This window comes from Oxalobacteraceae bacterium OTU3CAMAD1, assembly GCA_024123915.1.
Classification (GTDB): Bacteria; Pseudomonadota; Gammaproteobacteria; order Burkholderiales; family Burkholderiaceae_D; genus Rugamonas.
On the sequence record CP099650.1, the window covers coordinates 2,068,239 to 2,090,545 of the forward strand.

A 22,307-nucleotide genomic window follows, 5' to 3' on the forward strand; every position below is an offset into this window, starting at 1 on the left:
TGATGAATACGACGATTGTCAGGAACGGGGAGGGCGGCGGCGCGGCCGCGAGGGTCCGCCGCCTGATCGCGGGCGCGCTGGCGGCGCTGGCGCTGTTGGGAGCGGTGCTGCCGGCGCGCGCGCTCGATTCCTACCGTGCTGATTTTGTCTTCAACAACCCCGATTTCCGCGACCGGTACGCGCTCGGCGTATTGAGGGCGGCGCTCGAGGCGTCCACGGAGAAGTACGGCCCGTTCGAGCTGACCTTCTCGCCGCTGATCATGGAGCGGGACCGTTTGATGCAGGAAATGGCCAAGGGCGGCATGGTCAACCTGACCGCGCAAGTCACCTCCGAAGAGTGGGAGCGCAAGCTGGTCCCGATCCGCATTCCCATCGACAAGGGGTTTTCAGGCTACCGCATCTTCCTGATCGACGGCCGCCGTCAGGCACGGTTCAGCGCAGTGGCCGGGTTGCCGCAGTTGAAGGAGCTGGCGATGGGGTCCGGCCGGCAGTGGAGCTCGACCCCGGTGCTTCTGCAAAACGGTTTCAAGGTCATGACCGGGGCGTCGGTGCACAACCTGCAGGCGATGCTGGCGGCCGAGCGCTTCTTGTTTTTCCCGCGCTCGGTGGAGGAGGCGGTCTATGAGCGCGAGGCGTACGCGCCGGCGTTCCCGACGCTGGCCATCGAGGAGGAACTGGCGTTGTATATGCCGCTGGCGCGTTATTTCTTTGTCGCGCCGGGCGAGCGGAGGCTGGCCGAGCGGCTCGAATACGGCATGCGGGCGCTGAGCGCCGATGGTCGCCTGGACCGGTTGTTTCACCAGGCTTACGACGGGTTGATCGAGAAGGTCGGCTTGCGCAAGCGGCGCATTTTCAGGCTGGAGAATCCGTTGCTCCCGCCGCAGACGCCGCTGGCCAACAAGGCGTATTGGTACGATCCGTTGGTGGCGAAATAATTCGTGTGGCGCATTGATGAAACCCCGCCAACTTTAGCGATACGCTTGCGTCACCACTTAGGGGTCGTACCCGTAGGGGTACGACCCCGTATGGCCCTGCGGGTTCGCCCTGTTTGATAAAAGTCACACTAGTTCATCCACCGGGCTGATACCTTTGCTGGGTTAAACCTGCAGGGAGACCTACATGCCACGTCGCCATCGACTGGTACTGCCCGGGGTGCCGCTTCACGTCATCCAGCGCGGCCATGATCGGCAGCCGTGCTTCCTCGTCGACGATGACTACCGGAAGTTTTTGAACTGGCTAGAACTGCATTCTCGCGCCACTCAAGCCAAGGTCCACGCCTATGTTTTGATGACGAATCATGTGCACCTTCTGCTTTCGGTCATCGACGTCAAATCACTTGCGTGTCTGATGAAATCGACTACGCAAGACTATTCCCAGTATTTCAACCATCGCTACCGACGTTGCGGCGCGGTATGGCAGGGGCGATATAAGAGTTGCGTCGTGCAGACGGAGGAGTATTTTCTTGCGTGCCAGCGATATATTGAATTGAATCCGGTGCGCGCGGGTATGGTTGACTATCCGGGAAATTATCGGTGGTCGAGTTATCGCTGCAATGCTGAAGGGCGGGACGACAGAATCGTGACGCCGCACCAGTTGTATCGACGATTGGGCATGGCGCCGGCGGCGCGCCGCCAAGCATACCTTGGTCTGTTCAGGGAGAAAATGACCGAATTGGCGATCGGACCGATACGGTCCGCCATCAATGCTGAGGAAACGTTGTAAGTCAAACCCGTCAGCTTATTGTGATACGCGTGCGCCACCGCTTAGGGGTCGTACCCCAAGGGGTACGACCCCACTTTGCAGTGCGGGTTAGAACCTAGCTGCGCTCGCGCAGGATGCGGTTGACGCCCACCACGCGGCGCACGTTGCGCAGCAGCCCCGCCAGGTGCACGCGGTCCTTGACCTGGATCGTGAAGCGCAACTGGTGCAGCACGTGTTCCTTGTCCTCGTCCATGCCGACGTAGGTGATGTTGGCGTCGGACTCGCCGATCTCCGCCGCGACGCGCGCGAGGATGCCTTTTTCGTTGTTGATCAACAGCTTGATGCGGCTGTCGAAACGACGGTTCAATTCCGCGCCCCACTTGACGGCGATCCAGCGGTCCGGTTCCTTGATTTTCTGGCGCTTGGCCAAGGTGCAGTCGTTGGTGTGCACCAGCAGGCCCTGGTCGCGGCGCAGCTGGCCGACGATCGAGTCGCCCGGGATCGGCAGGCAGCACGGCGCCAATTGCACCGACACGCCCTCGCTGCCGCAGATCGTCACCGGATCGAGTTCGGCGGCGCTGTTGTGGTCCACCGGCGCGCTGGCCGATTCGCCGCCGCGCAGGCCGAAGATGTGGCGCGCCACCAGCGCGGCCATGCGCTTGCCGATGCCGATGTCGGCATACAGTTCGTCGAGCGACTTGGCGCTCGATTCGTTGAGCAGCCGGTCGATCAGGTGGTCTTCCAGGTCGGCGCTCATGCCCAGCGACGTCAGCGCCTGCGACAGCAGCTGCTGGCCGAGCGTGATCGATTCCGGCAGGTTGATGGTGCGCAGATGGTGGCGGATCGCCGACCGCGCCTTGCCGGTGCGGACGAACGACAGCCACGTCGGACTGGGGCGCGACGACGAGTCGGTGACGATTTCGACGATGTCGCCGTTGCGCAGTTCCGTGCGCAGCGAGGCCGGCTCGTTGTTGATGTTGACCGCGATCGTGTGGTCGCCGATGCCGGTGTGGATCGAGTACGCGAAGTCGATCGGCGTGGCGCCGCGCGGCAGCGCGATGATCTTCGACTTCGGCGTGAACACGTACACCGAATCGGGGAACAGGTCGACCTTGACGTGTTCGAGGAATTCGGCCGAGTCGCCCGTCTGCTGCTGGATGTCGAGCAGCGACTGCAGCCACGCGTGCGTGCGCTGCTGCAGGTCCGACAGGTTCGATTCGCCGTTCTTGTACAGCCAATGCGCGGCCACGCCCGATTCGGCGGTGCGGTGCATTTCCTGGGTGCGGATCTGGAACTCGACCGGCGTGCCGTATGGGCCGATCAGGGTCGTGTGCAGCGACTGATAGCCGTTCAACTTGCGGATCGCGATGTAGTCCTTGAACTTGCCCGGCATCGGCTTGTACAGCGAGTGCAGGGTGCCCAGCGCGACATAGCAGTTCGGGAAGCTGTCGACCACCACGCGGAAGCCGTAGACGTCGAGCACCTGCGAGAACGACAGGTGCTTGCTGCGCATTTTCTTGTAGATGCCGTACAGGGTTTTTTCGCGGCCGTAGACCTCCGCCTCGATGTCGGCGATCTGCAACGTCGTCTTGACCGAGTCGAGGATCTTCGACACCACTTCGCGGCGGTTGCCGCGCGCCGCCTTCACGGCCTTGGCCAGGGTGCGGTAGCGCAGCGGATACAGATGCGAGAACGACAAGTCCTGCAGCTCGCGGTAGATGTTGTTCAGGCCGAGGCGGTGCGCGATGGGCACGTACACTTCCATCGTCTCGCTGGAGATGCGCGCCTTCTTGGCCGGCGCCATGACCTCCATCGTGCGCATATTGTGCAGACGGTCGGCCAGTTTGATGAGGATGACGCGCACGTCCGACGCCATCGCCAGCAGCATCTTGCGGAAGTTCTCCGCCTGCGCCTCGATCTGGCTTTGGAACTCGATTTTTTCCAGCTTCGACAGGCCGTCGACGAGGTTCGCGACCGGCGCGCCGAAGCGCTCGATCAACTCGTCCTTTTTGACGTCCTGGTCTTCCATCACGTCGTGCAGCAGCGCGGCCATGATGGCTTGCGCGTCGAGCTTCCAGTCGGCGCAGATCTCGGCCACGGCGATCGGATGCGAGATGTACGGCTCGCCCGATTTGCGCACCTGCCCGAGGTGCATCTCGTCCGAGAAACGGTACGCTTCCTTGACCTTTTTGAGGTCGGCGGGTGTCATGTACTCGGCCAGTTTTTCGGTCAGGTGCGTGACGGATGCGACGCCGGCGGTCAGGGTGGGCGTGGCCAGGGGCGACGAGGAAATCACTGGTTGAACGGGGGCTGGTGCGGAGGAGGCGATGGTGGAGACAGTGCTGTCGCCCGCGTTGGCGCCCGACGTGGCTGCGGCCGGCGCTTTGGCCGGCTGCTTGCCCGGTTGCTTGGACCGGGGCTTGCCGCTTAATGTCGGATCGGCGGGGATCAGATTCATACGTGTGCGTTCCGTCGTCATGAGAATGTCAATGTAAATACTACCTGATGGCGTGCGCTATTGCTCAACCGCTGCTCAATTGCTGCCAACGCGCATCATTCACATTGTTCGGGAACGCGGGCCCAACTTACATTGGGACCTTTTTCAACATTTCCAGACCGACCTTGCCGGCGGCGATTTCGCGCAGCGCGACGACGGTCGGCTTGTCCTTGGCTTCCACTTTCGGGGTGTGGCCTTGCAGCAGTTGGCGGGCGCGGTAGGTCGCGGCCAGGGTCAGCTGGAAACGGTTTGGAATGGTTTTGAGACAATCTTCAATAGTAATACGGGCCATCTTAACTCCTAAAATCTTGTGTATTTATTCAGCGTGGATACCCAATTGGGCAAATAGCGAGGTGTTGCGTGCCGCTTGTTGCGCAAACCGGCAACGGGCCGCTCTGACAATCGCCGTCAATTCAGACAGGGCGACCGCGAATTCTTCATTGATAATAGCATACTCGAACTCGGGAGCGTGGGCGATTTCGCCGCCGGCCGCCAGCAGTCTGCGCGTGATCACGTGGGCCTCGTCGGTGGCGCGTTTTTTGAGCCGCTGTTCGAGCGCGTCGATCGACGGCGGCAGGATGAAAATGCCGGCCGCCTGCGGGAACTGCTTCTTGACCTGCCGCGCGCCCTGCCAGTCGATTTCGAGCAGGATGTCGGTGCCGGTTTTCATCTGCTGTTCGACCATGATGCGCGAGGTGCCATAGTAGTTACCGTGCACTTCGGCCCACTCCAGGAACTCGCCGGCGTCGGCGCGCGCGACGAAATCCTCGGCGTTGGTGAAGTAGTATTCCTTGCCGTGGGTTTCACCCGGACGCGGCGCGCGCGTGGTGGTCGAAATCGACAGTTTGATCGTCGGTTCCTGCGCCAGCAGCGCGTTGACCAGCGTCGACTTGCCGGCGCCCGATGGCGCCACCACCATGAACAGGCTGCCGGCGAATGCGTTGGATGAGCTCATGTGTGTAACTTTCAAATGCGTTTCAAATGCGGTTCAAATACTTGTTCGGGCAGCGCCCAAAGACGTATTTTACCAAGAGCAACGCTCGGCATTCAATTCGGCTTTCAATTTGCGTTCAATCGTGTCGCGTTCACAGCAGTCCGATCAAGTGCTGGGCGGCGGCGGGGGCACGTTCCTTGGCCCCGTTGATGAAGTAGACGAACACCGCGCGCGCCTTGCCGGCGGCTTTGGCCGATGACGGCGGCGGCTCCACATACGGCAGCTCCGGCGGCAGCGCGCCGGCTTGCCATTGCTGCGCGACCGCCGCCCATTTCTTCAGCGCCGGCTTGGTGTAGCCGGTCACTTGTTCGCTCTGCGCGTTCATCAAGCGGGCGTAAACGAAATCGCTGGTGACGTCGGCGAAGGAGGGGAATTTGGGCGAGTCGGTGAACACGCTGGCGACCTTGTACTTGCGCGCCAGCTTGACGTAGTCGGCGCACATGAAGCTGTCGTGGCGGGTGTCGAGCACGTGGCGCAGCTTGCGCGTTCCCAGTTTGGTCGGCAGCAGTTTGAAGAAAGCTTCCAGGTCGTCCGGATCGAACTGCTTGGTCGGCGCCAGTTGCCACAGCAGGGGACCGAGCTTGTCGCCCAGTTCCGCCAGGCCGCTGCCGATGAAGCGCTCGATCGATTCGCCCGCCTCGCCCAGTACCTTGCGGTTGGTGGCGTAGCGGCTGGCCTTGACGGAGAAGATGAAATCGTCCGGCGTTTGCGCGTTCCACGAGGCGAAGTGTTCGGGCTTGGCGGTACGGTAGAAGGTGCCGTTGATCTCGATGCTGGTGACGTGCCGGCTGGCGTATTCGAGCGCCTTCTTTTGCGGCACGTCTTTGGGATAAAACGTCTCGCGCCACGGCGCGAAATCCCAGCCGCCTATGCCTACCCGGAGTGTCGATTTTGCGTTCGATGCGGCCATGCGTGCTCCTCGAAAGTCGTTGCGAGATCGTGGCCGGAATCGGTGCCGCGCCGACTAAGGTCAGCGCTCCTCGACGATGGCCACGCCCCAGGGCTTGAGCTCCAGCGCCTGGCCGCGCTTCACCGCGCGTCCCGACAGCAGCTCCGTGCCGTTGGCGTAGGTGTAGCTGACGCGCTGCGGCTTGGCCGAATAGTTTAGCAAGTAACGCACCCGGTTGCCGTTCTGTAGCGTGCCGCCACGGACGATGAGCGGGTAGCGCGCCTGCGGCAGCGCGATGCCCGCGCGTTCCACCTGCTCGGCCACGATCTTGCCGATTACCGCGTCGGTCGGCATGAAGCCGACGTACGTTACCTCGCCGCTGCCGTAGCTGTTGCGCGTGACGGCGGCGTAGTTCGGCCATGATGGATGCTTGTAGCGCGCCAGCACTTTGGCGGTGGTCGGCGTCAGGAACTCCATCCACCAGCGCGCCTGATTGTCCTGCTTGCCGACCTTGAACGGATCGCCGTCCAGGGTCACATCCGCCGGATTGGTGAACTGGCTGTAGCGCACACCCGCCGCCTCGCTGATGGCCCCCGGCTGCACCGCGTAGCGCACCTTGGTGTTCTCGTCGGAGAAGCCGCTGCGGAAGGTGTAGAGCACGCGTCCGCCCGCCTTGGCGTAGTCGTTCAGTTTGGCGATCTCGGCGCCGCTGGCCGCGTACAGCGACGGCACCACGATCAACTTATAGTCCGACAGCGCGGCGGTGGACGATGGCGACAGGATGTCGGCCTCGATGTTCATCCGGTACAGCGCGTCGTAATAGGGGCGCACCGCCTCGTTGTAGGTGAAGGCCTTGCCCCCTGTGTGGACTTTGAAGGCGTCGAAGCCGGCCTGCGCGGTGTTGCTGACGTACAGCGCGACCTGGTTTTTCTTGCGCAGGTTGACCAGCTTCGGCCCCAGCCGTTGCAGGTCGGCGCCGATGGTCTTTGCCTCGGCGTATACCTCGTTGGGCTGGTAGTCCTGCGACAGCACGCCGCGCCAGTAGGTTTCGATGGCGTTGGCGGTGGTTGCCCAATGCCAGTAGGCGACCATGTTGGCGCCGCTGGCCAGGTGGCTGAACGCCTGCAGGCGCAACTGGCCGGGGTAGGGCGTCCAGTTGGGGAAGCCTTGCGCCTGCGTTTCCATCACCAGATAGTTCTGGCCGTTGCGCAGCGAGCGGGTCAGGTCGCCGCCGAAGGCGATCTCGGCGCCGGTCAGCTTGTCCTGGCTGGGGTGGTAGATATCGATGCCGGCGACGTCGAGCGGTTTGGCGGCCTCCCAGTGGTTGACCTCGGGCTGGACGCCGTACGAATGGTCCTTCCAGCCCAGATCGAAGTTCTGGGTGATGAACTGGTCGGGGCGGGCGCGGGCACGCACCAGTCCGGCCTGCCAGGTCAGGTACTCGGTGACCAGGCCGCGCTGGAAGTCGGCGAAGGCGTTGGACAGGCTGGCGTTGATGGAGCCGTTCACCGACGGGAAATCCTCCCAGCTGTTGATGCGGTTGCTCCAGTAATCCAGGCCGAAGGCTTTGTTCAGTTGCTCCAGGTCCGGGAACTTCTTGCGCATGGCGGCCACGAAGGCGGCCTGAACGTTCGGCCCGCTGGTGAAGTAGGCCTTGGTCTCGTTGTCGACCTGGTAGCCGATGACGGCCGGGTGGTCCTTGACGTGGTCGATCAGCTTGACGATCACCCGTTCGGCCGCGCGGCGGAAGTCCGGGTTGGTGATGTCCATGTTCTGGCGCGGGCCGTAGTCGGCGCGGCCTTTCGGGGCGGTCACCAATACGTCGGGATGCTGGCGCGCCAGCCAGGTGGGGATGGCGTAGGTCGGCGTGCCGACGATGACTTTGATGCCGGCCTTGTCGAAGGCGGCCAGCATGCGGTCGACATGGGTGAAGTCGAACACGCCTTCGCTGCGTTCCAGGGTGCCCCAGGTGGACTCGGCGATGCGCACGACCGTGATGCCGGCTTCCTTCATCATGCGCACGTCCTCGTCGATGCGGTCGACCGGGGTGTATTCGTCGTAGTAGGCGACGCCGAACAGCACCGTTTCCGGCAGTTTTGGCGCGGCGATGGCGGCCGATGGCGACCATGCCAGCGCGGCGGCGATGGCGAGCGCGCCCCGCGTGAATTTTCCTGCGTAGCTCATTCAGTCTCCGATTGGTTTTGTTATCGATAACTTTCCAAGATACCACAAATTATTGGCACTCCGGCCTGGGCCGATCGTCGCGGCGAGGGCTTTTGGTTTGGCAAACCGCCCCAATTATAGGAGTCTCAACATTTCCACAGGATTAGAACATGTCAGACCTGATCATCGTCGCCACCATTACCGCCCATTCGGGTTCCGAGCTGCTGGTGCGTTCCGCGCTGGACCAAATCGTGCCGCCGAGCCGCGCCGAAACGGGCTGCATCCGCTACGACCTGCATCAGGATCTGGGCGATCCCGCGACCTTCGTCATGCTCGAAGCCTGGGACGACGCCGAAGCGCATGCGCTGCACGAAACCACGCCGCATTTTCTGGAGCTGGTCAAGACCATCGGCGAGGTGGCCGACGTCAAGATCACCAAGTTGAATCAGTTACTGTGAGTTTTTCATGAGCTGCTGGCGGCTCGTGGCCGATTACGCCGTTCCGGCTAATCCGCCCTACGTGGAACCGTGGTTTGCAGACAATGCCATGACCGGATATTTCAAGCGCATGCGGCGACTGCAACACGTGCCGGATATCTGAAACACGTAGGGCGGATTAGCGCAGCGTAATCGGCCAAGCTCCGTCGGCGGCTGATAGCGGCAGCGTACTTAGGCGCCGCCACCGGCAAAGGTACGGGTGACGCGTTCCAGGTGCAGGCGCATGGCCTTGCGCGCGCCGGGCGCGTCGCGGGCGGCGATGGCGTCGTGGATCGCGCGGTGGTCCAGCAAGGTCGAGGTGCGCAGTTCCTCGGTGCGGTAGTGCTGCTTCAAGCGGTGCCACAGGCTGCTGCGCTGGCGCCAAAGATAGTCGATCACGCCCACCAGCGCCGTGTTGCCGGTTGCGCGCGCGATCGCCAGGTGAAAATTGCGGTCGGCCTGCTCGTTGCTGGAGCGGTCTTCGTGGCTGCGCTCCATCTCCAGCAGCGCCGCCAGGATGGCCTGCAGCGCGGCGGGGGAGGCGTTCTTCGCCGCCATCGCAGCCACCTCGGTCTCGATCACGCCACGCGCGGACAGCACCTCGAACGGTCCCGGGCCGGCCTCCGGCACGGCGGCGCCGGCGGCCGGATGTTCGCAGACATACACGCCGGAACCGCCGCGCACCTCGACCACGCCGCCCAGTTCCAGCGCGATCATTCCTTCACGCAGGGAGGCGCGACTGACCCGCAGCGACGCCGCCAATTCGCGCTCGGACGGCAGGCGCGCGCCAGGCTCCATTTGCTGTTCCCGTATCAGTTCCTGGATGCGCTCGGCCACCACGCGGTACATGCGCGGTTCGGCCGGGCGCGTGGCCTGTGGCTGAAAGTCGTTCATGCCGCCACCGTCCGCGCGATGCCGTAGAAGCGCATGGCGTTCCCGCCGAACACGGCGTCCCGCTGCGCCGGGTCCAAATGGGCGAGCAGCGCCTCGCTGGCATCCACCCACGCCGTGTAGTCTGTCGCCAGCCGCAGCACCGGCCAGTCGCTGCCCCACATCACGCGTTCCGGCCCGAATACCTCCAGCACATGGCGCGCATAAGGCGCCAGTTGTTCCACCGTCCAGCCGGGGCCCGCCTCGGTGACCATGCCGGACAGCTTGCATTCCACCTGCGGCTCGGCGGCCAGGCGTTCCATGTCGCGCAGCCAGCGTGGGTCCGGAACGGCGCCCATGACCGGCTTGGCCAGATGGTCGATCACGATCGGCAGCCCGGGGTGGCGGCGCGCGAACGCCAGCAGCGACGGCAGGTGGCGCGGCAGCACCAGGGCGTCGAAGCGCAGGCCGTGACGCAGCATGGCGTCGACCGCCGGCGTGACGGCGGGATCGTCGATCCAGCTGTCGTCGTCGAGGTCCTGCAACATCGGCCGCAGGCCGCGCAGCTTGGGATGGGCGGCCAAGGCGGCGATGCGCCCGACGGCGTCGCGCGCCTTCAGGTCCACCCAGCCCACCACGGCCCCGATGAAATCGTGACAGTCCGCCAGCTCCAGCAGGAAGCGGGTGTCCGCTTCGTCGGGCAGGGATTGCACCAGCACCGTGGTGGCGATGCCGTTTTGATGCAGCAGGTCGGCCAGATCGTCCGGGTGGAAATCGCGATGGATGAGGGCGAGCGTCGGCGGCGGCCAGGCGCCGGCGCGCGCGGCCAGTTGCCAGAAATGCTGGTGGGCGTCGACGCGCCCGGACCTGGATCGAATTGGATCGCGCCCGCTCATGCCGCCGCCAGTCTCAGCGCCGCGCGCAGGCGCGGCTGCGCCAGCGGCAATTGTAGCTCGTTGGCCAGCGCCACCACGGGCCGCAGGCGGCGGCGTTTCTTTTCCTCGTGGTTCTGGGCGATGTCCGCCAGCCGGTGGGCGAGAAAGGGATTGCAGAAGCGGTCGCGCACCTGCGCCAGGTAGTCCCGGGCGGTGTCGGCCTCGCCCAGCGCGTCGAACACGGGCAGCACTTCCTGTTCCCACAGCGCTTCGAGCTCCGCACGCGGTTTGGGATCGGACATGGTCTGCAGCACCGTCTCGTCCTTCGGCCGCTGGTACTGCAGCCAGTGCTCGGCCAGGAAGGTGTGGCCCAGGTTGAGCAGGAACAGCTTGCGCCGCTCGTACGGCTCCAGCTTGTCCGTGACGACGATTTGCGGATGGGTGCATGGCAGGACCATTTTCCTCTTCGCTTCGATCACCCAGATGGCGTAAGGCTCGGCGACCGCGCCGGCCGGCTCGATCGCCTCGGAGACGATGCGGTCCACCAGCGAATTGACCCACACGCAGCCCGTGCCCAGATAGGCGATGAAGCCGCCGTCCAGCCCCCAGGCGCGGGCCAGCTGGCGCACCAGGTCGCGCAGCACGTCGCCGTTGTTGGCCACCAGCTCGCACGGGTAGAGCGTCACCGGCGCCGCGCCGCGCATGTAGCGCTGGTGCAGGAGCACCAGCAGCTTGGCGGGGAAACCGCGCGGCGCCGTCGGTGCGCCCAGTAGCGCGGGTCCGTCGTGGTCGGAGAGTTCGTAGCCACGGTCGCCGGTGTTCGAGACGATCACCTGCACCGAGGTGGCGGCCAGTTCGCGTATCGCGGCCCAGTCGCGGTCAGCGTGCAGTCCCGCTTCGATCGCCGTGACGCGCTGCTCCTGCTCGATCACCGTGTCGCCGGCGCGGCCGCGAATGCGCACCGGGTAGCCGCCCGGCGCGTTGAAGGCCTCCACCCGCCTGGCGCTGGCGCGGCTGTCGGTGGTTTGCACCACGGTGATCCTGCCCAGCGCCTGTCCTTGTTCCAGCGCCTGGTGGACGAATAGGTCCACGTGCGCCTGCAGGAAGCGGCTGGTGCCGAATTGCAGTATGGGCGACGGCATTTACACCTCGACGATGGCTTTGATGACGCCGGCCGCCGGTTCCATCCAGCGCGGCAGCACGTCGATGAATTCGGCCAGGGTGGTGCGGTGCGTGTTCATCAAACCGGTGGGTACATGGCCCGCCTTCATCGCCGCAAGCACCGTGCGGAAGTCCTCGGCGGTGGCGTTGCGGCTGCCCAGCAGGCTGGTTTCGCGTTTGTGGAATTCTGGGTCGGCAAAGGAGATGCGGTCCAGCACGATCGACACCAGCACATAGGTGCCGCCGTGGGCGACGAACTCCAGGCCGCGCTCCATCGCCTTGACGTTGCCGGTGGCGTCGAACACGACGTCGAAAAATTCGCCGCCGGTCAGCGCCGACAGGCGGGCCTTGTCTTCGTCGTCGACCGCCACCGTCTGTTCGATGCCCAGCGCGGTGCGGCAAAACGCCAGGCGGTCCGCGCGTCCGTCGAGCACCGTCACGTCGCCGCCGTTGAGGCGGGCGAAGAGGGCCACGGCGATGCCGATCGGGCCGGCGCCGACCACCAGCACCTTCTGGCCGGCGCGCACGCCGCCCCGGCGCACGGCGTGGGCGCCGATGGCCAGGAATTCCAGCATGGCCGCGTCGTCGAGGGAGATGCCGTCGGTCTTGAACACGAAGCGCTCGGGCAGCGCCAGGTACTCCGCCATGCCGCCGTCGCGGTGCACGCCCAGCACCTGGATGTTGGTGCAGCAATTGGTCTTGCCCTGGCGGCAGGCCACGCAGGTGCCGCAGGACAGGTAGGGCATCACGTACACCTGGTCGCCGGGCGCCAGCGCGCTGCCTTCGGGCGCGGTGACGATCTCGCCGGACAGCTCGTGGCCCATCACGCGCGGATATTGCAGGAAGGGCTGGGTGCCCCGGAAGATATGCATGTCGGTGCCGCACAGACCGATGCGGCGCACGCGCAGTAGCACCTCGCCGGCCGCCGCTTGCGGCAGCGGACGCTCCACCAGTTCCAGCGCGCCCGGGGACAGGCAGACAACGGTTTTCATCATGATATTTTCCAGGTAAGGATAGTCATATGCTAAGTTATACTTCAATTGTATAGAATATATCAAGTACAATCGAGTGTTAAATCCTGTACTTTTGCTTATATTTTTGAGTGATTCACATATTTATTGACAACACCCTATTGGTTTGCGATATATTGAAAACACTTGATTTTTCCTCATCCCGTATCGACCCGGAGGAAGCACCCATGCCAGATACCCAGGCTTCACGCCTGCTATTGATGTCCCCGGAAGACAACTGCCTGATCGCGCGCGCGCCGCTGGCCGCCGGCGAAGCGCTGGAGATCGACGGCGCGCCCGTCATCCTGCCGGAGGACGTCCCGCTGGGCTACAAGGTCGCGCGCGGCGCGCTCAAGGCCGGCGACAAGGTGCTGCGCTACGGCGCCATCATCGGCACCGTGACGGCCGACGTGGCGTCCGGCGCCATGCTGCACACGCATAACCTGGTCAGCGACTACATTCCGACCTACACCCTGGCGTCGGACGCCCATTCCTTCATCGGGAGCACCCACTGATGACCAACACCTCCCTGCCGGCGCTGCATGGCTATCCGCGCGCCGACGGCCGCAAGGGCATCCGCAACGTCGTCGTCGTGGCCTACACCGTCGAATGCGCCCACCACGTGGCGCGCTTGATCGTCAACGCGTTTCCTGGCGAGGAGGTGCACCTGATCGGCTTCCCCGGCTGCTATCCGAACGACTACGCCGACAAGATGATGCGGCGCCTGGTCACCCATCCCAACGTCGGCGCCGCGCTGATCGTCTCGCTGGGCTGCGAGAGTTTCAACCGGCGCGGCCTGGAGGAGGAGGCCGCCGCCAGCGGCCGGCCGGTGCACACCCTCACCATCCAGCAGAACCGGGGCACGCGCACCAGCGTTGCCGACGGCATCGAATGGGTGCGTTGGGCGCGCGAGGCGCTGGTGCCGCAGCAGCGCGTACCGATGCGGCTCGACGAACTGGTGGTGGCCACCATCTGCGGCGGCTCCGACAGCACCAGCGGCATCACCGCCAATCCGGCGGTCGGCGTGGCCTTCGACCAGCTGGTCGCGGCCGGCGCCGCCTGCATCTTCGAGGAGACCGGTGAACTGGTGGGCTGCGAGTTCCACATGAAGCGGCGCGCCGCCACGCCGGAGCTGGGCGACGCCATCGTCGCCTGCGTGAACAAGGCGGCGCACTACTACACGGTGCTGGGCCACGGCAGCTTCGCCCCCGGCAACGCCGACGGCGGCCTGACGACGCAGGAGGAAAAGTCGCTCGGCGCCTACGCCAAAAGCGGCGCCTCGCCGATCAGCGGCATCCTCAAACCGGGCGACCAGCCCGAAGGCGGCGGCCTGTATCTGCTGGACGTGGTGCCGGACGGCGAGGTGCGTTTCGGCTTTCCCAACATCTCGGACAACGCCGAAATCGTGGAACTGATCGCCTGCGGCGCCCACCTCACGTTGTTCACCACCGGGCGCGGCTCGGTGGTCGGCTCGGCGATCGCGCCGGTGATCAAGGTGTGCGCCAACCCGGCCACCTACGAACGCCTTGCCGAGGACATGGACGTCAACGCCGGCCGCATTCTCAACGGCGAGGCCACCCTGGAGCAGGTCGGCACCGAGATCGTCGAGCTGGTGGTGGGCGTGGCCAATGGCGCGCAAAGCTGCTCGGAGGCGCTGGGGCACCAGGAGTTCATCCTCACCTACAAACAGTTCGAAGCATCCGGCCCCGGATGCTTCCCCTTGAAAGCGGCCTAGCATGGAGGCCAATCCGCACCTGGGCGCGCCGCGCAAGCTGGCGCGCCGCGACATTGCGCTGACCGGCCTGGGACTGGGCTGCGCGCAACTGGGAGGGCTGTACCAGGCCGTCGGCGAGGCCGACGCCCGCGCCATCGTCGATGCCGCGTGGGACCTGGGCATCCGCTACTTCGACACCGCGCCTTATTACGGCTACACGCTGTCGGAGCGCCGGCTGGGCGCCGCGCTGCGCGCGCGCCCGCGCAACAGCTATGTGCTCAGCACCAAGGTGGGGCGCCTGATGCGGCCCGACGCCGGCGTGACGCCGGGCGAATCCGGCTGGGCCGAACCGCTCCCGTTCCGGCCGCACTACGACTATTCGTACGACGGCGTCATGCGCTCGCACGAGGACAGCCTGCAGCGCCTGGGCATGGACCGCGTCGACATCCTGTACGTGCACGATATCGGCCGCGCCACCCACGGCGACCTGCACGCGCGCTATTGGGAGCAGTTGACGGACGGCGGCGGCTTCCGCGCGCTGACGGCACTGCGCGACCAAGGCGCGGTCGGCGCCATCGGCCTTGGCGTCAACGAATGGGAGGCGGTGGCCGAAGCGATGGAGGTGTGCGATCTCGATTGCGCGCTGCTGGCCGGGCGCTACACGCTGCTCGAACAGGGCGCGCTGGCGCTGCTGGACCGTTGCGCGCAGCGCGGCGTCGCCATCGTGATCGGTGGTCCGTTCAACTCCGGCATCCTGGCCGGCACCCGCAAATTCAATTATGAGGACGCGCCGGCACATATCGTCGACCGCGTCGATGCCATCGCGGCGGTGTGCGCGCAGGCAGGCGTGCCGCTGCAGGCGGCCGCGCTGCAGTTCCCCATGGCGCATCCGGCGGTGGTGTCGTGCATTCCCGGCGCCCAAAGCGCGGCGCAGCTGCGCCAGAACGCGCAGTGGTTCGGGCAGCCGCTGCCCGCCGCCGTGTGGGACGCGCTGGCGCGCGATGGATTGATCGCCGCCGGCGCGCCCACGCCGAAGGGCGCGTGAGCTTCGCCACATTCACCCGTTTTTACCCGTTTGTTTCAAGCTGTTCTGACGTGACGTATAAAGGAAACCAATGAAATTGCTGCGCTTCGGCCCCAAAGGCCACGAAAAACCAGGCCTGTGCGACGCCCAGGGCAATGTACGCGACCTGTCCTCGGTGCTGCCGGACCTGACCTCGGCCCATCTGGGCAAGGCTTCCCTTGACCGTCTGGCCTCGATCGATCCGGCGTCGCTGCCGCTGGTCGCCGAACCGGGCCGCCTGGCGCCCATCGTGGCCGATATCGGCAAGCTCATTTGCGTGGGCCTGAACTATTCCGACCATGCGGCCGAATCGGGCATGGACGTGCCGGCCGAGCCGGTGCTGTTCACCAAGGCCACCAGCGCCATCATCGGCTGCAACGATCCGGTGGTGCTGCCGCGAGACTCCGTCAAGAGCGACTGGGAAGTGGAGCTGGGCGTGGTGATCGGCACCCGCGCGCGCTATGTGGACATCGAAAACGCGCTCGACCACGTGGCCGGCTATTGCGTGGTCAACGACCTGTCGGAGCGCGAGTACCAGCTCGAACGCGGCGGCCAGTGGGACAAGGGCAAGGGCTGCGACACCTTCGGTCCGGTCGGACCGTGGCTGGTCACCACCGACGAGGTGCCGGATCCGCAGAACCTGGCCATGTGGCTGGACGTGAACGGCAAGCGTTACCAGACCGGCAACACCCGCACGATGGTGTTCACGGTGGCCCATCTGGTCAGCTACATCAGCCGCTTCATGACGCTCAACCCCGGCGACGTGATCAGCACCGGCACGCCGCCCGGCGTCGGCCTGGGACAAAAGCCGGAGCCGATCTACCTGCGACCGGGCGACCGCATGGCGCTGGGCATCGAGGGCCTGGGCCAGCAAAACCAGACCGTCCACGCCTGGAACCCGGAGCTGATCGACAACTAATGGCCTAAAGACCACGGCGCACAAAAAAACCAGGCGCCGCAGGGATACAAGATGGAGACAACAAGGCAATGACCGAACAATCCAACCGGCAGACCTACAAGTTCGCCTTCGTGATGATCACCTCGCTGTTTTTCATGTGGGGCTTCGTCCATAACCTCGATCCGATCCTGATTCCCCATCTGCGGAAATCGTTCAGCCTGACCGTGCTGGAGGCCGCGCTGGTCGATTCGGCGGTGTTCATCGCGTATTTCGTGATGGCGCTGCCGGCCGGCCTGCTGATCCGCAAGGCCGGCTACAAGAACACCATGCTGTGCGGCCTGGGACTGTTCGCGGTCGGCGCGCTGTTGTTCATCCCGGCCGCCGACACGCACCGCTATGTATTCTTCCTGGGCGCCTTGTTCGTCATCGCCTGCGGGCTGACGGTGCTGGAAACGGCGGCCAATCCCTATGTCACCCTGCTGGGCAAGCCCGAGCGTGCCACCCAGCGCTTGAACCTGGCGCAATCGTTCAACGGCCTGGCGGCGATGCTCGCGCCCATCGCCGGCGCCCGCCTGATCCTGGTCGACGGCCATAGCGACGCGCAGCTGCAGGCCATGTCCGAGGGCGCGCGCCAGGCCGCGCTGGCGGCGGAGGCGGCCAGCGTCAAGGGGCCCTACCTGGCGATCGCGCTGGTCATCGTCGCCATCGCGGTGGTGTTCTTCTTCCTCAAGGTGCCGGCCATCGGCGCCGCCGCCGACAACGTCCAGCCGGCGCCCGCCAAGGGCGCGGTCATGCGGGCGTGGCGGCGTTCGTCGATCCGGCGCGCCGTCGTCGCGCAATTCTTCTATGTTGGCGCGCAGGTGTGCGTGTTCAGCTTCTTCATCCTGTACGCGACCAGGGCGGCCGGCGTGTCGCAGATCGCGGCGGCCGACTACCTGGGCTGGGGCTGCGGCACCGCGTTCGTCGTCGGCCGCTTCGCCGGCACGTGGCTGATGAAATACATCGCGCCGGCGCGCCTGCTGCTGGTCTATTCGCTGGCCAGCGTGGCGCTGTGCGCGGTGGCGATGTTCGCCAGCGGCACCGTCAGCCTGGTGGCGGTGGTCGGCATCGCGTTCTTCATGTCGATCATGTTCCCCACCATTTTCTCGCTCGGCATCCGCGACGCCGGCGCCGACACCGAGATGGGCAGCAGCTTGATCGTCATGTCCATCGTCGGCGGCGCGGTGCTGCCGCTGCTGTTCGGCGCCATCAGCGACATGACCCACAATCTTCAATACGGCTACGCCGCGCCGCTATTGTGCTTCCTCGTGATCGGCTGGTTCGCGCGCAGCGTGCTCCAGGAAGCGCCGGCGCAGGTCGCCACCACATCGACAGGGAGCATTGCACATGTTTGAACTGACCGGCAAAACGGCCGTCATCACCGGCGGCGGCAGCGGCATCGGCCGCGCCATCGCCATGCTGTTCGCGCGGCGCGGCGCGTCGGTGCACATCCTCGACATCGGCGCGGACGCGGGCGCGCAAGTGCTGCGCGAAATCGCGGAGGAGGGCGGCAGCGCCGCCGCGCAAACTTGCGACGTGACGCAACAGGCGCAGGTGCGCGCCTGCTTCGCCGCGATCGGGCCGATCGACATTTTGATCAACAACGCCGGCGTCGCGCATGTCGGCAAGGCCGACAATACCGCCGAAGAGGACTTCGACCGCGTCATCGGCGTCAACGTCAAGGGCGCCTACAACTGCCTGCACGCGGCGATACCGCTGCTCAAGGAGAACGGCGGCGGCGTCATTCTCAATATGGCGTCGGTGGCGGCGTGGGTGGCGGTGTCGGAGCGCTTCGCCTATTCCACCGCCAAGGGCGCGGTGATGGCGATGACCCTGTCGGTGGCCAAGGACTATCTGGGCGACGGCATCCGCTGCAATTCGATCTCGCCGGGACGGGTGCACACGCCGTTCGTCGACGGCTTCCTGGCCAAGAACTACCCGGGCCAGGAGGCGGAGATGTTCGAGCGGCTGTCGAAGACGCAGCCCATCGGCCGCATGGCGCGGCCGGAGGAGGTGGCCGCGCTGGCGCTGTACCTGTGCAGCGACGAGGCTTCCTTCATCACCGGCAGCGACTATCCGATCGACGGCGGCTTCATCACGCTCAACGCCTGAGCGCAGCACGGCGCGGCATTTTTAATCAATACGGAACAAGGACGGACGATGGAACGCATGGGCATGGTAATCGGGATAGCGGCCGATAAGATCGACGAATACAAGGCTTTGCACGCGGCTGTGTGGCCGCAGGTGCTGGCCACCTTGGCCGCCGCGAACGTGCGCAATTACACGATCTTCCTGCGCGAGCCGGAGAACCTGCTGTTCGGCTATTGGGAGTACCACGGCGACGATTTCGATGCCGACATGCGCGCCATCGCCGCCGACCCGGAGACCCGGCGCTGGTGGACCTTCTGCGAGCCTTGCCAGCTTCCGCTGGCCAGCCGCGCCGAAGGCGAGCACTGGGCGATGATGCCCGCCGTGTTTCATATGGATTGAGCGGGGCGGACATACTTTCCACAGGCGCTGATTATTGCGCGCTGGTTCCCTGCGCGGCGCGACGGCATCCATTGCCGCCGCGCCGCAGTCGCTTCAAGATCAGCGGAAGACCGCGACGAAGCCGCCGCGTGGTTTCAGCGTCACGCGCGCCTGGCCGCTCCGCAGCTCCGCTTGGCTGAATTCGCGCTGGCCGGCGCCATCGGTAATCATGGCGCCCTTGCGGTCGCCGATGAAGGACAGGTCCAGCTCGACCGTGCGCTCGCTTTCATCGGCGTTGATCCCCGCCACATACCAGCTGGCGCCGGCCTTGCGGGCAACGACGACATGGGTGCCGGGATAGCCGGCGAGGAATCGGCTGTCATCCCATTTGCGCGGCAGCGAGCGCAGGAAAGTCCTGACATACTCGGGCACCGTGGCCATACCCTCTGGAATCTCGGCGAAATGCTGGATACCCGACAGGAACAGCACCGACTGGGCCAGCTCGAAGCCGTTGCGGGTGATGCGCTTGATCTTGCCCATGTCGCCGAACACCATTGGCGTGAAGTCCATCGGGTCGAACAGGTTGCGGATCATGGCCGCGTTCACCGCGTGGGCTGGCACGGCGTCATGGTCGCCCTGGTCGAAGGTGGTGAATTCGAATCCGCGGATCGCCTCCACCGTCATCAGGTTGGGGTAGGTGCGCTGCAGCCCGCGCGGCAGGGTCGCGCCGTGGAAGTTCACCAGCAGCCCCGCGTCGGCCGCATCCTTCAGGATATCGACGTAGTAGCGGATCATCGAGACGCCGTCGCCGCCGAAGAAATCGATCTTCACCCCCTTGACGCCCATCCCGCGCAGGCGCGCGAATTCCTTCACGCGCGCATCGTGCGTCAGCAGCTTGTCGCGCGGCGTCTGCGGCGCGTCGTTCCAAGCGCCGGCGGAGTTGTACCAGACGTGCAGGTTCACGCCCCTGGTGCCGGCGTAGCGCGCCAACTCGGCCATCTTCTCGTAGCCGATCTGCCGGTCCCATTCCGCGTCGACCAGGGTGTGGTTCCATTTCATGTCCGCCGCGTAGTCGATGAACTTCTTTTGCACGTCGAATACGGTGAACTCGTCCTTCAACAGCGGCCAACTCCAGGACGCGTGTCCGGGCTGGATCAATTTTCGGTCGAACGCGACGGCCGGCGCCGCCAGGTCGGTGCCGAGCGTGGAGTCCATCACGGCGTTAAGCGATCCCACGGCGACCACGCGCCAAGGGGTGACCAGGGTGCCGGCGGTTTCCGCCAGCAGCCTGCCGTTCGTGAAGACCTCCGGTGGCGTCGGCACATCGATGCGGTAGACGCCGCCGGGCGCCTCGGTGGCGAGGCGCGAGGCGTGGAAGCTGCCGTTCATGTTGGCTTCGGTCAGCGCCACCCAAGTGTCACCGCTCTTGAACAGCGCCGGGAACACCCAGCCTGCCTTCAACGGCGCGGGCTGGCCCACCGGAATGTCGACCTGGTAACGCTCCTCGTAGGACGGGTTGGTTTTACCGAACCCGGTCTTGGCCACCGCCATCGGCTGGAGGAAGGCGCGCGCCTTCGGATTGAAAGCGAAACCGGTCGTTTCGCCGAGAAAACGCTTGACGGGAATCCGCGCATCGGCGACGACATAGCGGAAGGCCAGGCCATCGTCGGACACGCGGAACGCCACATCCATCTTGTACCCGGCGGAATTGACGATGGAAAACACTTGCTGATTGGCGCGGTAGTGGATGGCGGAGCGCTTGCCCACCGCCATTGCATATCTGTCGGAAATCGCTTTGACCGCCGACGTTTTCACCAGACGAAGGCCGCGCGAGAAATCCGCGTCCGCCAACGTCAGGCCAAGCGGCGATGGCAGCAGCACCGGTTGGCCGTTGCGGTGCACGCTATACGATAAGGTACTGTCCGGATTGATTTGTACCGCAACATCCAGTTGTTTGTCGGGGCTCTGGAGCGCCAGCGCAGCGCCGTTGGCCAAGCTCAATCCCAGCAACGCGCTCACTATCTTTATGTTCATCATGTCGTCATCACAATTGGTTAAAAAGCTGCGTTCAGTCACGCAGGTGGAACTTTATGCGCATCAATTGTATGTGATATATTGAGAACAGTTTGCATTTATTTAATCGGCTGCATATGATGTATTGCCTCGAGACCAACAACCAATCAAGGCAGATGCAGACGTTTTATAAGAAGGCGCTCCTCGCGCTGATATTCCTCGTGGTGGCGGACGCCTTGCTGGCGGCGTTGTTCATTTACCGGAGCTATCTGTCGGTGACCGTGCTGGCGCCGCTCCAAGACCGCACGCACTGGCGCAGCGTCGGCGAAACCGACGCCCCCTGGCGCGGAACGTCGACCATCCGGATGCATGATCCCGACGGCGAGCGGCTGCGATACGATTTCCACCTGACCACTGCGATCGATTATCCATTCGCCGCCGCGACGCTGTTGTTGAACGATCGGCAGGACCGGCTGGCGCAGGTCGACTGGTCGAAGTACACCAGCGCCACCTTCCTCGCCAAGTGCGCGCCGGCCAATTCGCTCATCTTCGGCGTGCTGGCCTTCGACGACAAGATCTCCAGGGTGGGTGATTTCCCGACCTATAGAACGCCGCAAAGCTTTTTCTCCTGTAACGAGGCCGGCGTGCCGGTGACGGTGGACCTGACCCGGCTGACCATGCCCGAGTGGTGGTTCTCCTTGCACAAGCTGCCGGTATCGCTGCAGGACTACAAGCTGGACAAGGTATCGAAAATCGTCTTCGGCACCAGTTTTCAAAGTCCCCGCGACGTCGCTTCCCGGGTGGAAATCAGCGAATTCACGCTGCATGGCCGCGACTACCGCTATATCGCCGCGCTGGCCGTCGTCCTGCTGGCCAGCTGGAGCGCGTTTGCCCTGTGGTTTTTCCGCAGCCACGCGCGGGCCTTGATTGCCAGCCTGGAGTCGAAAAAGAAGAACGATCTGCCGCTGATCGCCTACCGCCAATTGATCCTGGAGTCCTCCAAGGACAAGGAAAAGGCTTCGGTATTGCAGTTCGTCGCGACCAACTACGCCGATGCGGAACTGGATCTGGAGTCCGTGGTCGTCGGGACCGGGGTGAATCGCTCCAAAGTCAACGACCTGCTCAAAAAAGAACTGGGCATGACCTTCACCGGTTACCTGAATAAATTGCGGCTGACGGAGGCGGGCCGTTTGCTGGCCGAGGACAACGGCGCGACCGTTTCGGAGATCGCGTATTCGGTCGGTTACGGCAACGTCTCTTATTTCAACCGGCTGTTCAAAGAAGAATACGGCTGCGCGCCAAAGGCTTTCCGGTCCCTGTCGACCAAGCAGAAACAGCCGGCCGAGCTCACCCCCTCCTGATCCTCCCTTCCTGATCGGTTCCTGCCTCCCGGCCGCTTGTACTTTTCGCAGGACCGCTTGCCATTTCCGCTTAGTGAAAGAGATTTCGGCCAAGGCGCAAGAACGTCCCGGCGC

Annotated in this window: 21 protein-coding genes; 11 read left to right on the plus strand and 10 right to left on the minus strand. The window is 64.6% G+C overall.

The genetic code is table 11. The annotated features are described in order from the left end of the window. Positions 1-2 precede the first annotated feature (2 nt). Both NHH88_08830 and NHH88_08835 read left to right on the plus strand, forming a co-directional pair. Positions 3-935 (plus strand): hypothetical protein, encoded by a 933-nt coding sequence (locus NHH88_08830; protein ID USX15867.1) that lies wholly within the window; start codon positions 3-5, stop codon positions 933-935. Between the two features lie 184 nt (positions 936-1,119). Beyond that, complete coding sequence (locus tag NHH88_08835; protein ID USX15868.1) at positions 1,120-1,722, plus strand: transposase; 603 nt, start codon at positions 1,120-1,122, stop codon at positions 1,720-1,722. A 94-nt stretch (positions 1,723-1,816) separates the two neighbouring features. Here the strand turns inward: NHH88_08835 and NHH88_08840 are convergent, their stop codons facing one another. The 5 genes from NHH88_08840 to NHH88_08860 form a co-directional block, all read right to left on the minus strand. Next, positions 1,817-4,159 (minus strand): bifunctional (p)ppGpp synthetase/guanosine-3',5'-bis(diphosphate) 3'-pyrophosphohydrolase, encoded by a 2,343-nt coding sequence (locus NHH88_08840; protein USX15869.1) that lies wholly within the window; start codon positions 4,157-4,159, stop codon positions 1,817-1,819. A 127-nt stretch (positions 4,160-4,286) separates the two neighbouring features. Next, on the minus strand, positions 4,287-4,490 hold the full coding sequence (gene rpoZ, locus NHH88_08845) for a DNA-directed RNA polymerase subunit omega (protein ID USX15870.1): 204 nt from the start codon (positions 4,488-4,490) through the stop codon (positions 4,287-4,289). 24 nt (positions 4,491-4,514) lie between these two features. After that, positions 4,515-5,153, minus strand: coding sequence for a guanylate kinase (gene gmk / locus NHH88_08850; protein ID USX15871.1), 639 nt, complete (start codon positions 5,151-5,153; stop codon positions 4,515-4,517). Positions 5,154-5,283: 130 nt separating this feature from the next. Then, positions 5,284-6,102, minus strand: coding sequence for a DUF72 domain-containing protein (locus tag NHH88_08855; protein USX15872.1), 819 nt, complete (start codon positions 6,100-6,102; stop codon positions 5,284-5,286). Positions 6,103-6,162: 60 nt separating this feature from the next. Next, positions 6,163-8,265 (minus strand): beta-galactosidase, encoded by a 2,103-nt coding sequence (locus NHH88_08860; GenBank protein ID USX15873.1) that lies wholly within the window; start codon positions 8,263-8,265, stop codon positions 6,163-6,165. Positions 8,266-8,414: 149 nt separating this feature from the next. Here NHH88_08860 and NHH88_08865 point away from each other — a divergent pair, with 149 nt between their 5' ends. Continuing rightward, entirely contained in the window at positions 8,415-8,702 is a 288-nt protein-coding gene (locus tag NHH88_08865; GenBank protein ID USX15874.1) for an antibiotic biosynthesis monooxygenase, read from the plus strand. Between the two features lie 210 nt (positions 8,703-8,912). Here the strand turns inward: NHH88_08865 and NHH88_08870 are convergent, their stop codons facing one another. The 4 genes from NHH88_08870 to NHH88_08885 are packed head-to-tail and all read right to left on the minus strand — an operon-like array spanning position 8,913 to position 12,618. Next, positions 8,913-9,614, minus strand: a complete 702-nt coding sequence (locus tag NHH88_08870) for a FadR family transcriptional regulator (protein USX15875.1) — start codon at positions 9,612-9,614, stop codon at positions 8,913-8,915. Beyond that, positions 9,611-10,486 carry an amidohydrolase family protein gene (locus NHH88_08875; protein USX15876.1) on the minus strand — a complete coding sequence of 292 codons (876 nt, stop codon included), beginning with the start codon at positions 10,484-10,486 and terminating at the stop codon, positions 9,611-9,613. Before NHH88_08875 ends, NHH88_08870 begins: the two co-directional genes overlap by 4 nt. Next, complete coding sequence (locus NHH88_08880) at positions 10,483-11,607, minus strand: mannitol dehydrogenase family protein (protein USX15877.1); 1,125 nt, start codon at positions 11,605-11,607, stop codon at positions 10,483-10,485. Before NHH88_08880 ends, NHH88_08875 begins: the two co-directional genes overlap by 4 nt. Then, the gene (locus NHH88_08885) at positions 11,608-12,618 is read right to left on the minus strand and encodes a zinc-binding alcohol dehydrogenase family protein (protein ID USX17300.1); all 1,011 of its coding nucleotides are present in this window, start codon (positions 12,616-12,618) and stop codon (positions 11,608-11,610) included. 206 nt (positions 12,619-12,824) lie between these two features. On the opposite strand from NHH88_08885, the gene NHH88_08890 reads away from it, so the two are divergent. From NHH88_08890 to NHH88_08920, 7 genes are all read left to right on the plus strand, one after another. Further along, positions 12,825-13,151 carry a UxaA family hydrolase gene (locus NHH88_08890; protein USX15878.1) on the plus strand — a complete coding sequence of 109 codons (327 nt, stop codon included), beginning with the start codon at positions 12,825-12,827 and terminating at the stop codon, positions 13,149-13,151. Next, positions 13,151-14,371: a UxaA family hydrolase gene (locus tag NHH88_08895; protein ID USX15879.1), complete on the plus strand. Its 1,221-nt coding sequence runs from the start codon at positions 13,151-13,153 to the stop codon at positions 14,369-14,371. The genes NHH88_08890 and NHH88_08895 overlap by 1 nt, the downstream gene beginning before the upstream one ends. A gap of 1 nt (position 14,372) precedes the next feature. Then, positions 14,373-15,395 carry an aldo/keto reductase gene (locus NHH88_08900; protein USX15880.1) on the plus strand — a complete coding sequence of 341 codons (1,023 nt, stop codon included), beginning with the start codon at positions 14,373-14,375 and terminating at the stop codon, positions 15,393-15,395. Positions 15,396-15,465: 70 nt separating this feature from the next. Next, the gene (locus tag NHH88_08905; GenBank protein ID USX15881.1) at positions 15,466-16,332 is read left to right on the plus strand and encodes a fumarylacetoacetate hydrolase family protein; all 867 of its coding nucleotides are present in this window, start codon (positions 15,466-15,468) and stop codon (positions 16,330-16,332) included. 68 nt (positions 16,333-16,400) lie between these two features. After that, positions 16,401-17,705, plus strand: a complete 1,305-nt coding sequence (gene fucP / locus NHH88_08910) for an L-fucose:H+ symporter permease (GenBank protein ID USX15882.1) — start codon at positions 16,401-16,403, stop codon at positions 17,703-17,705. Next, complete coding sequence (locus tag NHH88_08915) at positions 17,698-18,462, plus strand: SDR family oxidoreductase (GenBank protein USX15883.1); 765 nt, start codon at positions 17,698-17,700, stop codon at positions 18,460-18,462. Before fucP ends, NHH88_08915 begins: the two co-directional genes overlap by 8 nt. Before the next feature lie 48 nt (positions 18,463-18,510). Continuing rightward, entirely contained in the window at positions 18,511-18,840 is a 330-nt protein-coding gene (locus NHH88_08920; GenBank protein USX15884.1) for an L-rhamnose mutarotase, read from the plus strand. Positions 18,841-18,939: 99 nt separating this feature from the next. Here the strand turns inward: NHH88_08920 and NHH88_08925 are convergent, their stop codons facing one another. Next, positions 18,940-20,853 (minus strand): glycoside hydrolase family 97 protein, encoded by a 1,914-nt coding sequence (locus tag NHH88_08925; GenBank protein USX15885.1) that lies wholly within the window; start codon positions 20,851-20,853, stop codon positions 18,940-18,942. 155 nt (positions 20,854-21,008) lie between these two features. Between NHH88_08925 and NHH88_08930 the strand changes: the two genes are divergently transcribed. Further along, positions 21,009-22,193, plus strand: coding sequence for a helix-turn-helix domain-containing protein (locus tag NHH88_08930; GenBank protein USX15886.1), 1,185 nt, complete (start codon positions 21,009-21,011; stop codon positions 22,191-22,193). The last annotated feature ends 114 nt before the right edge of the window (positions 22,194-22,307 follow it).

Coding starts and splice junctions, on each gene's coding strand:
- NHH88_08830 (USX15867.1), top strand. CDS start 3: ATGAATACGACGATTGTCAGGAACGGGGAGGGCGGCGGCGCGGCCGCG.
- NHH88_08835 (USX15868.1), top strand. CDS start 1,120: ATGCCACGTCGCCATCGACTGGTACTGCCCGGGGTGCCGCTTCACGTC.
- NHH88_08840 (USX15869.1), bottom strand. CDS start 4,159: ATGAATCTGATCCCCGCCGATCCGACATTAAGCGGCAAGCCCCGGTCC.
- rpoZ (USX15870.1), bottom strand. CDS start 4,490: ATGGCCCGTATTACTATTGAAGATTGTCTCAAAACCATTCCAAACCGT.
- gmk (USX15871.1), bottom strand. CDS start 5,153: ATGAGCTCATCCAACGCATTCGCCGGCAGCCTGTTCATGGTGGTGGCG.
- NHH88_08855 (USX15872.1), bottom strand. CDS start 6,102: ATGGCCGCATCGAACGCAAAATCGACACTCCGGGTAGGCATAGGCGGC.
- NHH88_08860 (USX15873.1), bottom strand. CDS start 8,265: ATGAGCTACGCAGGAAAATTCACGCGGGGCGCGCTCGCCATCGCCGCC.
- NHH88_08865 (USX15874.1), top strand. CDS start 8,415: ATGTCAGACCTGATCATCGTCGCCACCATTACCGCCCATTCGGGTTCC.
- NHH88_08870 (USX15875.1), bottom strand. CDS start 9,614: ATGAACGACTTTCAGCCACAGGCCACGCGCCCGGCCGAACCGCGCATG.
- NHH88_08875 (USX15876.1), bottom strand. CDS start 10,486: ATGAGCGGGCGCGATCCAATTCGATCCAGGTCCGGGCGCGTCGACGCC.
- NHH88_08880 (USX15877.1), bottom strand. CDS start 11,607: ATGCCGTCGCCCATACTGCAATTCGGCACCAGCCGCTTCCTGCAGGCG.
- NHH88_08885 (USX17300.1), bottom strand. CDS start 12,618: ATGAAAACCGTTGTCTGCCTGTCCCCGGGCGCGCTGGAACTGGTGGAG.
- NHH88_08890 (USX15878.1), top strand. CDS start 12,825: ATGCCAGATACCCAGGCTTCACGCCTGCTATTGATGTCCCCGGAAGAC.
- NHH88_08895 (USX15879.1), top strand. CDS start 13,151: ATGACCAACACCTCCCTGCCGGCGCTGCATGGCTATCCGCGCGCCGAC.
- NHH88_08900 (USX15880.1), top strand. CDS start 14,373: ATGGAGGCCAATCCGCACCTGGGCGCGCCGCGCAAGCTGGCGCGCCGC.
- NHH88_08905 (USX15881.1), top strand. CDS start 15,466: ATGAAATTGCTGCGCTTCGGCCCCAAAGGCCACGAAAAACCAGGCCTG.
- fucP (USX15882.1), top strand. CDS start 16,401: ATGACCGAACAATCCAACCGGCAGACCTACAAGTTCGCCTTCGTGATG.
- NHH88_08915 (USX15883.1), top strand. CDS start 17,698: ATGTTTGAACTGACCGGCAAAACGGCCGTCATCACCGGCGGCGGCAGC.
- NHH88_08920 (USX15884.1), top strand. CDS start 18,511: ATGGAACGCATGGGCATGGTAATCGGGATAGCGGCCGATAAGATCGAC.
- NHH88_08925 (USX15885.1), bottom strand. CDS start 20,853: ATGAACATAAAGATAGTGAGCGCGTTGCTGGGATTGAGCTTGGCCAAC.
- NHH88_08930 (USX15886.1), top strand. CDS start 21,009: ATGCAGACGTTTTATAAGAAGGCGCTCCTCGCGCTGATATTCCTCGTG.